Source organism: Granulicella pectinivorans (genome assembly GCF_900114625.1).
Lineage (GTDB): Bacteria > Acidobacteriota > Terriglobia > Terriglobales > Acidobacteriaceae > Edaphobacter > Edaphobacter pectinivorans.
Genome location: NZ_FOZL01000001.1, coordinates 661,610 through 674,836, shown reverse-complemented (window position 1 = coordinate 674,836; position 13,227 = coordinate 661,610). Strand labels below are relative to the sequence as shown.

Annotated in this window: 10 protein-coding genes; 7 read left to right on the top strand and 3 right to left on the bottom strand. The window is 62.1% G+C overall.

Features of this window, described 5'->3' with window-relative positions; genetic code table 11:
• Positions 1 to 22: 22 nt before the first annotated feature.
• From BM400_RS02615 to BM400_RS02605, 3 genes are all read right to left on the bottom strand, one after another.
• On the bottom strand, positions 23 to 2,416 hold the full coding sequence (locus BM400_RS02615) for an ADOP family duplicated permease (protein ID WP_175528829.1): 2,394 nt from the start codon (positions 2,414 to 2,416) through the stop codon (positions 23 to 25).
• 343 nt (positions 2,417 to 2,759) lie between these two features.
• Positions 2,760 to 3,461 (bottom strand): DUF72 domain-containing protein, encoded by a 702-nt coding sequence (locus tag BM400_RS02610; protein ID WP_089836362.1) that lies wholly within the window; start codon positions 3,459 to 3,461, stop codon positions 2,760 to 2,762.
• A gap of 129 nt (positions 3,462 to 3,590) precedes the next feature.
• A complete protein-coding gene (locus BM400_RS02605; protein WP_175528828.1) occupies positions 3,591 to 5,033 on the bottom strand; it encodes an ATP-binding protein in 1,443 nt (480 codons plus the stop codon).
• Positions 5,034 to 5,049: 16 nt separating this feature from the next.
• Between BM400_RS02605 and BM400_RS02600 the strand changes: the two genes are divergently transcribed.
• The 7 genes from BM400_RS02600 (at position 5,050) to kdpC (ending at position 13,160) form a co-directional block, all read left to right on the top strand.
• Positions 5,050 to 6,195 (top strand): universal stress protein, encoded by a 1,146-nt coding sequence (locus BM400_RS02600; RefSeq protein ID WP_089836358.1) that lies wholly within the window; start codon positions 5,050 to 5,052, stop codon positions 6,193 to 6,195.
• The gene (locus BM400_RS02595) at positions 6,195 to 6,905 is read left to right on the top strand and encodes a response regulator transcription factor (RefSeq protein WP_089836357.1); all 711 of its coding nucleotides are present in this window, start codon (positions 6,195 to 6,197) and stop codon (positions 6,903 to 6,905) included. The genes BM400_RS02600 and BM400_RS02595 overlap by 1 nt, the downstream gene beginning before the upstream one ends.
• Before the next feature lie 91 nt (positions 6,906 to 6,996).
• Positions 6,997 to 8,430: an outer membrane beta-barrel protein gene (locus tag BM400_RS02590; RefSeq protein ID WP_245781642.1), complete on the top strand. Its 1,434-nt coding sequence runs from the start codon at positions 6,997 to 6,999 to the stop codon at positions 8,428 to 8,430.
• Positions 8,431 to 8,540: 110 nt separating this feature from the next.
• Positions 8,541 to 8,627, top strand: a complete 87-nt coding sequence (gene kdpF, locus BM400_RS22930; RefSeq protein ID WP_089836353.1) for a K(+)-transporting ATPase subunit F — start codon at positions 8,541 to 8,543, stop codon at positions 8,625 to 8,627.
• Between the two features lie 17 nt (positions 8,628 to 8,644).
• A complete protein-coding gene (gene kdpA, locus BM400_RS02580; protein WP_089836351.1) occupies positions 8,645 to 10,417 on the top strand; it encodes a potassium-transporting ATPase subunit KdpA in 1,773 nt (590 codons plus the stop codon).
• Between the two features lie 144 nt (positions 10,418 to 10,561).
• Positions 10,562 to 12,595 (top strand): potassium-transporting ATPase subunit KdpB, encoded by a 2,034-nt coding sequence (kdpB, locus tag BM400_RS02575; protein WP_089836348.1) that lies wholly within the window; start codon positions 10,562 to 10,564, stop codon positions 12,593 to 12,595.
• A 7-nt stretch (positions 12,596 to 12,602) separates the two neighbouring features.
• Positions 12,603 to 13,160, top strand: a complete 558-nt coding sequence (kdpC, locus tag BM400_RS02570) for a potassium-transporting ATPase subunit KdpC (RefSeq protein WP_089836346.1) — start codon at positions 12,603 to 12,605, stop codon at positions 13,158 to 13,160.
• The last annotated feature ends 67 nt before the right edge of the window (positions 13,161 to 13,227 follow it).

The window sequence follows — 13,227 nt, the reverse complement described above, 5'->3', positions numbered from 1 at the left end:
CCTTTTTTTAACTCCCCTGATTCTATTCGGACCGGAGGGCTTCCATCGGGCTCGTCGCGGCGGCGCGGCGGGCTGGGATGAGGGTCGCGGCCAGGGTGATGAGGACGATGAGCGCCGAGGCGAGGAGCCAGGTGGCGGGGTTGAGGATTTTGACGTCGGTGAGGATGCTTCCCAGAAGGCGGGTGATTCCGACGGCGAGGAGGGCGCCGATGGCGAGGCCGAGGACGGCCATGGTGGCGGAGGAGCTGAGGACCATGGTGAAGACCTGACGCCGGTCGGCTCCGAAGGCGAAGCGCAGGGCGAACTCGAACTTGCGCTGGGCCACGGTGTAGGCGGTGACACCGTACATGCCAACGGCGGCGAGGACGATGGAGAGCAGGGCGAAGCTGGCGAAGAGGCCAGTCATGAAGGTCTGGGCGCGGAGAGATGCTCCCATCTCCTGGCGCATGGTGGATGCGGTGGTCGCGATGGATGGGTCGATGTCGCGGATCGCCTTGTCGATGGTCTGCTGCATGAGGGCGGGGTCGCCGTGAGTGCGGGCGACGATGGCGACGTCGGCGGCGCGGGCGGGGTGCTGGGCGATGGGGACGTAGAAGGTGGGGGCGGGCTTCGAGGCGGGCGAGTCCTGGAGGACGTCGTCGACGACGCCGACGATGGTGTACCAGCGCAGGGGCGCGTCGTAGCCGCACATGATCTCGTGGCCGATGGGGTTGTCGTTGGCGAACTGCTGCTGGGCGAGGGACTTCGAGATGACGACGACGGTCTGGTTGGTGAAGGTGTCTGTGGAGGCGAGGGCTCGGCCGGAGAGGAGCGGGATCTGCATGGTGGTGAAGTAGTCCGGCGTAATGGGGACGATGTTGGCGTTGGCCAGCTTGGCGCCGGGGGTGAAGGAGGTGCGGCCATGGATGGCGTAGCCGACCGAGGAGGTTCCCTGGGCCATGGGGGCTCCTCCGACGGCGGCGATGTGGTCGATGCCGGGGACCTGTCCGACGCGCTGGAGGAGTGCGTCGAGGCGGTGGACGGGTGCGGCGGAGTTGGTCATGCGCTCGTCGGCGGAGCGGGCTGGAGCGTGGGTGTCGACGAGGAGGAGGCGGTCGGGGTCGAAGCCGAAGGCGGCGTGGGAGAAGCCGATCATCTGCTGGACGAGCAGGATGGATGCGACCGACAGGACGAAGGTGAGGGCGATTTCGCCGACGATGAGGGCCGTGCGCAGAGTGTGGGACTCGCCGGTGAGACCGCGGGAGCTGTCCTGCTTGAGTGCGGTGGAGGGATCGACGTGCCAGGAGCGCCAGACCGGAAGGATGGCGGTGATGGCCATGGTGAGGAGCGCGACGGCGAAGCAGACGACGAAGACGTCGGGGTTCAGGCGGATTTCAAGGAGGCGAGGCAGTCCCGGAGGCGCGAAGCGGAGGATGAGGCGCAGCAGAGGGATGCCGAGGAGGAGGCCGAGGGCGGCTCCGCCCATGGCGAGGAGCACCGCTTGAAGAAGGGCCTGCATGGCGAGGTGGCCGCGGCGTGCGCCGAGGGCGGTGCAGAGGGCGACCTGCTGCTGGCGGCGGGTGGCGCGAACGAGCTGGAGGTGCCCGATGTTGGCGCAGACGATGAGCAGAATAACTAGGACGGCACCCATGATGGCTCGGAAGACGGGTCGGACGCTGCCGACGATCTGCTCCTGGAGGGGGACGACGGTGAGGATCTTGCCCTTGTCTTCGGGGTAGGCTGCGGCGAGCTGGGCGGAGATCGTGGCGAGCTCGGCGTTGACCTGCTCGATGGTGACGCCGGGCTTCATGCGGGCGAGCGCACGCTGGTTGTAGGCGGTGCGGTTGGGGACTTCGGGATTCGGGTCCTGGCCGATCCAGACGGAGGAGCGGTTGGGGAAGGTGAAGGCGGTGGGGAGGATGCCGACGATGGTGCGGGTGGCTCCGTCGTACTGGACGGGTTTGTTGAGTGCGTTGTGGACCGAGCCGAAGTTTTCTTCGGCGAAGGCGGCGCTGATGAGTACCTCATTCTTTGCCTCTGCGGAGTTTGAAAAAAGGCGGCCCTCGACGGGTGTAAGGCCGAGGACCGTTCCGAAGAGTGGACTTGGGTAGGCCATGCGGGTGTAGACCGCGTGACCGTTGAGCTGGAGGCCGTCCTGGCTGGACTGGTAGTACGCCGTGGCTTCGATGAGTTTGGACTGTGCGGCCAGGTCCTTGAAGTCGTCTCCGCCGATGCGCGGGATGCTGCGGTTCTCCGCGACGAAGCGGGACTCAATGCCGACGATGCGGTCGGCGTTGCGGTAGTCGAGGGGCCGGAGGAGGACGGTATCGACGACGGAGAAGATGGCTGCGTTGACGCCGATGCCGAGGGCAAGCGTCAGAAGCACCGTGAGGGTAAAGACGGGAGTGCGACGGAGCTGGCGAAGGGCATAACGCATGGGCTGCAGCATGCCTTTGTATACGCACGTTGCGGGCCAAAGTTCTGCTGGGCGGAAGACGAAAGATTGTGGGGAAAAAGCGGAAAATGCGGGAAGAAGAGACAAAGGCGAGTGTTCGGTTTTTTGGTGAGGTGTCCGGAGGTGGACATTGTCAGTCCGGGATTTGCGTGCCGGGGATGCAGCACTGCGGCCCCGGTGCTCTCAGAACGATTGGAGCTGTCGTGTCCAGGGCCTTCTCCATGGATGGCCAAATGCGTGCGCCGGTTTTGGTCGACGGTCCGCCATTGGTCCGATCGCTTGTCCAGCTTGTCGTCTCAGGTAAGAGCTCGTCGTTCGAGGAAGTTCAGGAGAGGAAGTTCAGGGAGAGGGCATTTTCGGTGGCGGCTCCGGAGGCGGTGTTGTCGAAGATGACCCAGGTGTGGGGAGTGATGGCTTTAGAGAGGGCTTCGAGGTATTCCGGGGTATAGGTGGAGTAGTAGATGCGGGGGGAGCCGTGGAGACGGTAGTAAACGAGTGTGGGATCGCCTCCGGGTTGGGTGGCGGCGGCGATTCGTGGTGGGTCGGCTGCGGCTCTTGCGATGTGGAAGGTTTTGAAGAGAGATTCGGCTTCGGGGGTGAACCAGGTTTCGTGCCTTGGCTCGAATACGGTGGGGCCCTGGTAGAGGTCTCTCAGGAGGGTGAGGAAGGCTTTGGCTCGGGTGGGGTTGAAGGCTTGTTTGGGCGGAAGCTGGAAGAGGATGGGGCCTCGTTTTTCCACCAAGGTGCTGGTCTGGGTGAGGAAATCTTTGAGTTGCTGTGGGGCCGGGGCCAAGGCGGATTCGTGGGTGATGGTCCTGGGGGCTTTGAGGGAGAAGAGGAAGTCGTCTGGGGTGGACGCGGCCCATTTGGCGTAGGTTGCCAGGCGCGAGGTGCGGTAGAAGGTGGAGTTGATTTCGGCGCAGTGGAGGACGCGGGCGTAGCGCTCTAAATGGGTGCCTTCGGTGGGGAAGGAGGCTGCGGTGAGGCGGGGGATGGACCAGCCGGCTGTGCCGATGCGGAGGGGCATGGCTTGGTGAGATGCGGGTGGTCGCCCAAACGCTCTGTGCCCTGGACGAACCCACATCTCAAAATCGAGATGTGGGGTACCCGGATTGTTGGCTCTGCTTTAAACTTTGCGGCTTTTCGACTTGCGGTGCTAGCTACGTGGGGCGAGGGGGAGGGTGATGGTGAAGACGGAGCCGTGGCCGGGTTGGCTGGTAACGGCGATGGTACCGTCGTGGGCTTCGATGATGGCCTTGGAGATGGCGAGGCCCATGCCGGTGCCGTGGACGCGGTATCGCTGGCTCTGTCCTCGATAGAACTTGTCGAAGATCATGAGCTGTTCCATGGGGTCGATGCCGTCGCCACGGTCGGCGATGGAGACGGCGAGATGACCGGGCTCGGCTTCGGCGGTGATGAAGATGGGCTCGGTGGCGGGGGAGTACTTGGCGGCGTTCTCGATGAGATGGACCAGGACCTTGACGACCAGTTCAAGGTCGATGAGGACCTCGGGGAGGCGGTCGGCGAGGTGGACCTCGATGCGGCGGTTGCCGAGCGGGACCTGTTTGAGGGCGGTGTCGATGCAGATGGAGATGGGATGCGGGGCGCGCTCAAGCTGTACCTCGCGGGCGTCGAGTTTGGACATCTCGGTGGCCTGGGCGATGAGGTGGTTGAGGCGGTCGCTCTCTTCGTCGATGACGGTGAGGAGTTCGGTGCGGTGCTCGGGGCTGAGTGCCGATTGCGAGAGGAGGCTGGTGACGGAGGCCTTGATGCTGGTGAGGGGAGTGCGGAGGTCGTGGGTGACGGAGTCGAGGAGTGCGGAGCGGAGGCGTTCGGACTCGTGGGCGGCGTCGGCGCGGGCGAGCTTCTCGATGGCGTTGGCGGACTCGATGGCGATGGCGACGAGGCCGCTCATGGCCTCGAGGGTCTCCTGGGTGGGGAGGTTGCCTTCGACGGCGATGGAGCCGATGGGGCGCACGCCTACGGAGAGGGAGAGGAGGGCGGTCTGCGGGGCGGAGGTTTCGTAGGCGGTGCCGGCGTAGACGGCGTTGCGGAGCTGGTTGGTGGAGACGTGGACCTCTTTGGGGTCGGAGAGGTAGATGCGGTCGCCGGCGGTGAGATGGAGGGCGGCGGAGCGGGTGCGGAAGGCGGAGACGATGTTCTGGGGGATGAGTTTGAGGAGGTCTCCGGTGGACTCGGTGGAGAGGAGCCGCTGGCCGAAGTCGTAGAGGAGCTCGAGTTCGCGGCGGCGTGAGTCGGAGGCTGCGGCTGCGGTCTTGATGCGGTTGGAGAGGTTGGAGCCGATGAGGGCGGTGGCGAGGAAGGCGAGGAGGGCCATCCAGTTCTGGGTCTCGGCGATGGTGAAGGTGTTGAGGGGAGGGAGGAAGAAATAGTTGAAGCAGGCGGCGGAGGCGAAGGAGAGCACGACCGCGTAACGGAGTCCCCAGGAGGAGGCGAGGAGGAGGATGTAGAGAAGAAGGGTGAGGGCGACGGTGGTGGGGTTGACGTGCAGAAGGCGAGCGTAGAGGGATACGATCAGGGAGAGCATGATCGCGGCGGAGAACCAGCGGAGGGTAGCTCGGGTTACTCTCGATGTCACGAGGTTGATTGTACCCATGAATGCGAACAAGACGTTCCCGGGCAAAACGGCGGAACAGTGGCTGGAGCATGCTGAGCTGAAGGAGAAGGCACAGGGGCGGCTGAAGGTCTTTCTTGGATATGCGCCGGGGGTGGGCAAGACGTTCAGCATGCTGAGCGAGGGGATTCGGCGGAAGATGCGTGGGGAAGATGTGGTGGTCGGCATCGTCGAGACGCATGGAAGGCCGAGCACGGCGGAGCTGGTGGAGAAGCTGCCGTCGATTGCGCGGACTGAGCTGGAGTACAAGGGCACGATGTTCGAGGAGATGGACATCGACGCGATTTTGCGGAGGGCGCCCGAGGTGGTGCTGGTGGATGAGCTGGCGCATACGAATATCGAAGGCAGCCGGCATGCGAAGCGGTATGAAGATGTGATGGAGCTGTTGCAGGCGCGGATCGATGTGCTGGTGACGGTGAATATTCAGCATATCGAGAGCCTGACGCCGCAGGTGCAGTCGCTGACGGGGATTACGGTGCGAGAGACGGTGCCGGACTGGGTGATGGATCGGGCGGATGAGATTGTGCTGGCGGATTTGACGCCGGAGGCGCTCGAGGAGCGGATGAAGCGGGGGGATATCTATCCGGCGGAGCGGGTGGACCGGGCGCTGGCGAACTTTTTCCGGAGGGGGAATCTGATTGCACTGCGGGAGATGGCGCTGAAGCAGGTGACGCGGGCGGTGGACCGCAATCTGGATGCGTATGTGACGCGGAAGCGGCTGGGTGGGGAGTGGTGCGTCCGGGAGAAGGTGGCGGTGTGTATCAGCGCGAGTCCGCATGCAAGGCAGTTGATTGCGCGAGGGGCGCGGCTGGCGGAGGGGCTGGGCGCGGAGTTTATGGTGCTGCATGTGGATCGGGGCGACACGCCGACGGAGGACCGGGCGCGGTCGCTGGAGGCGAATATACGGTTTGCGGAGAACCTGGGAGCCAAGGTGGTGAAGCTGGTGAATCGCAGCGTGGCGAAGGCGACGTCGGAGTTTGTGTCGAAGGAGCGGGTGACGCAGGTGATCTTTGGACGGTCTGCGGTGAAAGGGCTGAAGATGTATCTGTACTACTTTGCGATTCAACGATTCATGAGTGGAGCTCCGCATACGGATCTGCATATCGTGACGCAGGAGCAGGCGTGATGGGACGGAAGATTCTGGTTGTGGACGATGAGCCGCAGATTGCGCGGGTGTTGCGGATGGCGCTCGAGAGCAACGGGTACGACGTGACGGTGGCGCGCGATGGTGTGGATGCGCTGGAGAAGTTTACGAAGATCGCGCCGGAGCTGGTGATCACGGACCTGGCGATGCCGGAGATGGATGGCATCGAACTGACGAGGACGATCCGGCAGCGGGGGCAGACGCCGATCATCGTGTTGAGCGTGAAGAACGCGGAGCAGATGAAGGTGATGGCGCTCGATGAGGGCGCGGACGATTACATTACGAAGCCGTTCAGCATTCAGGAGCTGCTGGCGCGGGTCCGGTCAAATCTGCGGAGAGCGGTACCTGCGGAGCCGGAGCCGGAGTCGATGATCGCCACGGGGGACTTTCGTATCGATGTGGATGCGCATGTGGTGGAGCGGATGGGGGAAGAGATTCACCTGACGCCGAAGGAGTTCGAGCTGCTGGTGTTGCTGGCGCGGAATCCGGGGCGGGTGCTGACGCACAAGTTTTTGTTGAATGCGATCTGGGGCAGCGCGGGGAAGGACCAGCCGGAGTATCTGCGGGTGCTGGTGGCGCAGTTGCGGAAGAAGATTGAGCCGGCGGGTGAGGCGAAGTACATTCGCAACGAGCCTTGGGTGGGATATCGATTTGCTGCGGATCCACGGGCGGATGAAGCGATCGAAGGCTGATTGTTCGGCAGAGGGACACTTATAGATTCTTTATGCTCTCTCTACGGACTTCCTATGGGGGGTGACGCTCTACTTGCTTTGGAGCGTTCCCGTGAAATTCGCAACGCGTTATTTGTTTGTTTGTCTTGCCGGTCTTTTGTTGTGTGCGACGAGGGTGGAGGCGCAGAGCAGCAGTGCGCCGGAGCAGCCGGTAACATTGGCCTCGGCGAAGAACTTCTTTGCGCGGCTTGCGGATGTGTACAAGGAAGACTGGCATCCGACCCAGGCCGCTGCGGCGGCTCCGTTGCGGCGCGGGTATGCTGGACCGCTGGATTCGACCCCGTTTCCGAGCTCGGACTATAGCGTTGGTGGCACGCCGGTGATTGGCGCGCCGGACACGTCGACCTACGAGCTGATGCAGGCGGTGAACGAGAACAAGAGCCGCTTGAAGGTGTATGGGTGGCTGAACGGCGGCTTCGATGTCAGCACGTCGAACAAAGGCGATGGCGCGAACTCGCCGGCTGCTTACTACTACAACCCCAACCGCGTGATTCCGGACCAGATGGTGCTGTACGTGGAGCGGCTGCCCGATGAGGTGCAGACGGATCATGTGGACTGGGGCTTTCGCCTGGCGCAGCTCTGGGGGCAGGACTATCGCTACACGACGGCGAAGGGGATGTTCTCGCAACAGTTGCTGGCGCGCAATCATGAGTATGGGTACGACCCGATCATGTTCTATCTCGATCTCTACTTTCCGCATGTCGCGAAGGGGATGAATGTGCGGATGGGACGGTATGTGTCGCTGCCGGATATTGAGGCGCAGCTTGCGCCGAACAATTACACCTACTCGCACTCGGTGTTGTATGCCATCGATCCGTATACGCAGACGGGCATTGTTGCGAGCGTGAAGCTGAGCGACCACTGGCTGGTGCAGGCTGGTTTTTCCGGCGGCAACGACGTGATGCCGTGGGTGAAGGATGCACAGCCTACGGGGACGGCGTGCGTGGACTATACGTGGTCGGCGGGCGGCGACGCGCTGTATACCTGCGCGAACTCCTTCAACAAGGGCAAGTACGCCTACAACAATGTGCAGAGCTACTACGAGACCTGGTACCACAAGATCAATGCGACCTGGCATACGGATACGGAGGCCTGGTACATGTACCAGCGCGATGTTCCGAACATTGCCGGGAATGTGGCGAACCCCATCACGCCCGAGGTTGGGGCCAACGGCGCCTTCTGCCATGTCAACCAGCTTCGCTGCTATGCCCCGGAGTACGCGGTTGTGAACTACCTCGAGAAAGAGCTGGGTCAGAAGAACTATCTCTCGCTGCGCAACGAGTATGTGGACGACATCAAGGGACAGAGGACGGGGTATGTGACGAAGTACTCCGAACATCTGATCGGCTATGGGCACTGGGTTGGATCGAGTGTGCTGTTCCGGCCGGAGCTGCGGCTGGAGCACTCCTACAACGTGGCCGCGTATGACCTTGGCACGAAGAAGACGCAGTTCATCGTCGCAGGCGATGTGACGTATCACTTTTGAGAAAGAGGTTTGTATGAGCGATGTGCTGAGTGTGGTTGCGACGTTGCTGCTGTTCGGGATCGCGGTCGTGTATGCGACGGCCTGCGATGGAATGTTGAGGGGGAAGAACCATGGTTGAGAACGTCTTGCTGCTGCTGTTGTGCGCGGCACTCCTGGTGTACCTGGTTTACGCAATGCTGCGTCCGGAAAAGTTTTAGGGATAGGAAGAACATCAATGACTGCCAATGGCTGGATTCAAATTCTCTTCTTCTTCGCGTCTGTTCTCTTGCTGGCGAAGCCGATGGGTCTGTATATGTGCCGTGTGTTCGAGCGGGGCAAGACTCCGCTCGATGTTGTGCTGCGGCCCGTTGAGCGTGTGCTGTACAAGCTGACCGGCGTGGATGAAGAACAGGGCATGCGCTGGACGGAGTATGCGGTTGCGATGCTGCTGTTCTCCGCGGCGACGCTACTGTTTACGTATGCGGTTGAACGCGCGCAGGTCTGGCTGCCCTTGAATCCGCAGCATCTGGCGGGCGTGGCTCCGGGACTGGCGTGGAACACCGCCGTCTCGTTTACGACGAATACGAACTGGCAGTCGTATGTGCCTGAGACGACGATGAGCTACCTGACCCAGATGCTTGGGCTGGCCACGCATAACTTTTGGTCGGCTGCGGTGGGCATGGCGCTGGCGATCGCCTTAATTCGTGGTATCGCTTCGCGCGAGACGGACAGGCTGGGCAACTTCTGGGTCGATATGACGCGGGCTACGCTGTATATCCTGCTGCCAATCTGCCTGGTCTATGGCACGGTGCTGGTGTCGCAGGGTGTGGTGCAGAACCTGAAACCGTATGACACGGCGACGCTGGTGGAAAAGCAGAATGTAACGACCACTGGCACAGATGGCAAGACCAGCACGCAAGTGGTGACGACGCAGACGATCGCGCAGGGGCCGGTGGCTTCGCAGGAAGCGATCAAGATGCTGGGGACGAACGGCGGCGGGTTCTTCAATGCGAACAGCGCGCATCCGTTTGAGAATCCCACGCCGCTGACGAACTGGCTGGAGATGCTTTCGATCTTTCTGATTCCGGCCGGACTGACGGTGACGCTGGGCCGCATGGTGAAGGCTCCGCGGCATGGCTGGGCGGTATTTGCGGCGATGAGCGTGTTCTTCTTCGTGGGCGTTACGGCTGCGTACCAGGCGGAGTCGAAGACGAATCCTCTGCTGCATCACGTGACCGCGCAGGCGACCGCGAACGATGCGGGTGGCAACATGGAGGGCAAGGAGGTTCGCTTCGGCATTGCGAACTCCGCGCTGTTCGCGACGGTGACGACGGATGCGAGCTGCGGCGCGGTGAATGCGATGCACGACAGCTTCTCCCCGCTGGGCGGCATGGTGCCGATGGTGAACATCCTGTTGGGTGAGATCGTGTTTGGCGGTGTTGGCGCCGGACTCTACGGCATGCTGATCTTCGTGGTGCTTGCCGTATTCATCGCAGGGTTGATGGTTGGCCGTACGCCGGAGTACCTGGGTAAGAAGATCGAGGCTGCGGATGTGCAACTGGCGATGCTGTACCTGTTGATCTTTCCGGTGATCATCCTTGGGCTTGCTGCGGTTTCGGTACTGACACCGTTGGGGCTTTCGAGCCTGGCGAACCAGGGGCCGCATGGTCTGAGCGAAATTCTTTATGCGTTCGCTTCGGCCGCGGGCAATAACGGAAGTGCGTTCGGCGGGTTGAATGCGAATACGGGCTGGTATAACGCTGCGCTTGGATTCGCGATGTTTGCGGGACGGTTCCTGATGATTGTGCCGATGCTGGCGATCGCGGGAAATCTTGCGAAGAAGAAGATTACGCCGGCTTCGCAAGGGACGTTTCCGGTGACGACGCCTTTGTTCACGATTCTGCTTTGCTCGGTGATTCTGATTGTCGGGGCGTTGACGTTCTTTCCTGTGTTGTCGCTTGGGCCGATTTTGGAGCATCTGCAGATGCATGCGGGGCGGATGTATTAAGGCACATGCACGAGCAACGGGCCGGGGCCAAAGCCCCTTTTTGAGAAGGCGCTGTACGTGGGGCTAAAGCCCCACTCTAATGCCAACGGCAGTAGCAGTAGCAGCGGCGAGTGCAACAGTAAGTGATTTGGTTTTGAGGATTTTATGAAAAAGAGCAGCCCTTTGTTTCAAGCGTCGATTGTGAAGCGTGCGGCGGTGGATGCGCTGAAGAAGCTGGATCCGCGCAGCATGATGAAGAACCCGGTGATGTTCGTGGTCGAGGTGGGGAGCGTGTTGACGACGCTTCTGCTTGTTATCGACAGGGCGGGTCACAAGCCTGGCTTCGGGTTCAATCTGCAGATCACGCTTTGGCTTTGGTTCACGGTGCTGTTCGCGAACTTCGCGGAGGCGATGGCCGAAGGGCGCGGCAAGGCACAGGCGGATACGCTGCGCAAGGCCAAGAGCGAGACGCTGGCGCGGCGGTTGAAGAAGGATGGGAGCTATGAGGAAGTAGCCAGCTCTGCGCTGCGTGTCGATGATGTGGTGGAAGCGGCGGCGGGTCAGATGATTCCGGGTGACGGCGAGGTGATCTACGGCGTGGCGTCGGTGGATGAGTCGGCGATCACGGGCGAGTCGGCTCCGGTGATTCGCGAGGCGGGCGGCGATCGGAGTGCGGTGACGGGTGGGACGAGGGTGCTCTCGGATCTGATCCGTGTGCGGATTACCTCGAATCCGGGTGAGACGTTTCTCGACCGCATGATTGCGCTGGTGGAAGGCGCGGAGCGGCAGAAGACGCCGAACGAGATTGCGCTGAATATTCTGCTGGCCGGGTTGACTATTATCTTCCTGCTGGCGGTGGTGACGCTGCAGCCGTTCGCGATCTACTCGGGCGCGCCGCAGACGGTGTTTGTGCTGGTGTCGCTGCTGGTGTGCCTGATCCCTACGACGATTGGCGGGTTGTTGTCTGCCATTGGCATTGCGGGCATGGACAGGCTGGTGCAGCACAATGTGCTGGCGATGTCGGGCCGTGCGGTCGAGGCTGCGGGCGATGTGAATACGCTGCTGCTGGATAAGACAGGCACGATCACGATTGGCAACCGCGAAGCTACGGCGTTTCTGCCTGCTCCGGGTGTGAGCGCGGACCAGTTGGCGGATGCGGCGCAGCTCTCTTCCCTGCCGGACGAGACGCCGGAAGGCCGCTCGATTGTGGTGCTGGCGAAGGAGAAGTTCGGGCTGCGTGGGCGTGAGTTGAGCGGACTGGATGCGGAGTTTATTCCCTTCTCGGCGACGACGCGCATGTCGGGTGTGAACCTTGGGGATCGCGTGGTGCGCAAGGGGGCGGCGGATGCGATCGAGCGCTATGTGAATGAGCTGGGCGGATCGATGCCGCGCGAGGTGCGCGATGCGGTGGATGAGGTTGCGCGCTCGGGCGGTACGCCTCTGGTGGTGGCGGAGGGCAATCGCGCGATGGGCGTGATTCACCTGAAGGACATTGTGAAGGGCGGGATGAAGGAGCGGTTCGCGGAGCTGCGGCGGATGGGCATCCGCACCATCATGATTACGGGCGACAATCCGCTGACGGCGGCTGCGATTGCGCGTGAGGCGGGTGTGGATGACTTTCTTGCCGAGGCCAAGCCGAAGGACAAGATGGACCTGATCAAGCGGGAGCAGAACGAGGGCAAGCTGGTGGCGATGACGGGCGATGGGACGAACGACGCTCCCGCGCTGGCACAGGCCGATGTCGGCGTGGCGATGAACTCGGGTACGCAGGCGGCGAAGGAGGCGGGTAACATGGTCGACCTCGACTCCAACCCGACGAAGTTGATTGAGATTGTGGCGATCGGCAAGCAGTTGCTGATGACGCGCGGCGCGCTGACGACGTTCTCGATTGCGAACGATGTGGCGAAGTACTTTGCGATCATTCCGGCGATGTTTGCGGGCGTGTTTCCTGTGCTGCAGTTGCTGAACATCATGCACCTGGCTACGCCGCAGTCGGCGGTGTTGTCGGCGGTGATCTTCAACGCGCTGGTGATTGTGGCGCTGATTCCGCTGGCGCTGCGTGGTGTTGGGTACCGGGCGCTTTCGGCGGAGGCTTTGTTGCAGAGGAACCTGCTGGTGTACGGGTTGGGCGGCATGATTGTGCCGTTCATTGGGATCAAGCTGATCGATATGTTGATTGTGGCTGTGCACCTGGCTTAGGAGCTTTATGAAGAAGACTTTGATAACGGCTTGTTTGTATACGGTTGTGACGGCGGTTCTGCTGGGTATTGGGTATCCGCTGGCGATGACGGGGATTGCGCAGGTTTTCTTTCGCGACAAGGCGAATGGGCAGTTGATCGTCGAGGGTGGCACGGTGGTGGGTTCGAAGATCATTGGACAGCCGTTTACGGGGGCGAATTATTTTCACTCGCGGCCTTCGGCTGCGGGAACCGGGTATGACGCGGGGAACTCTTCGGGGTCGAACCTGGGGCCTACGAACAAGGCGCTGGTGGATCGGGTGGCGGGCTCGGTTGCGAGCGAGAAGGGGGATGGGCCGGTGCCGGTGGATCTGGTGACGGCTTCGGGGTCGGGGCTGGATCCGGATATCTCGCCGGCTGCGGCGTACTACCAGGTGGCGCGCGTGGCGGGGGCTCGTGGTTTGTCTGCGGATGCCGTCAGGGCGTTGGTGGATCGTCATGTGACGCAGCGGCAGTTCGGGTTGCTGGGCGAGCCGAGGGTGAATGTGCTGCTGTTGAATCGGGATCTGGATGGGATGACGAAGTGAGATTTGAGGGTGGCATACCCACATCTCGAAAGCGAGACGTGGGGTGACCCGGTTTGCGGCCTATGTT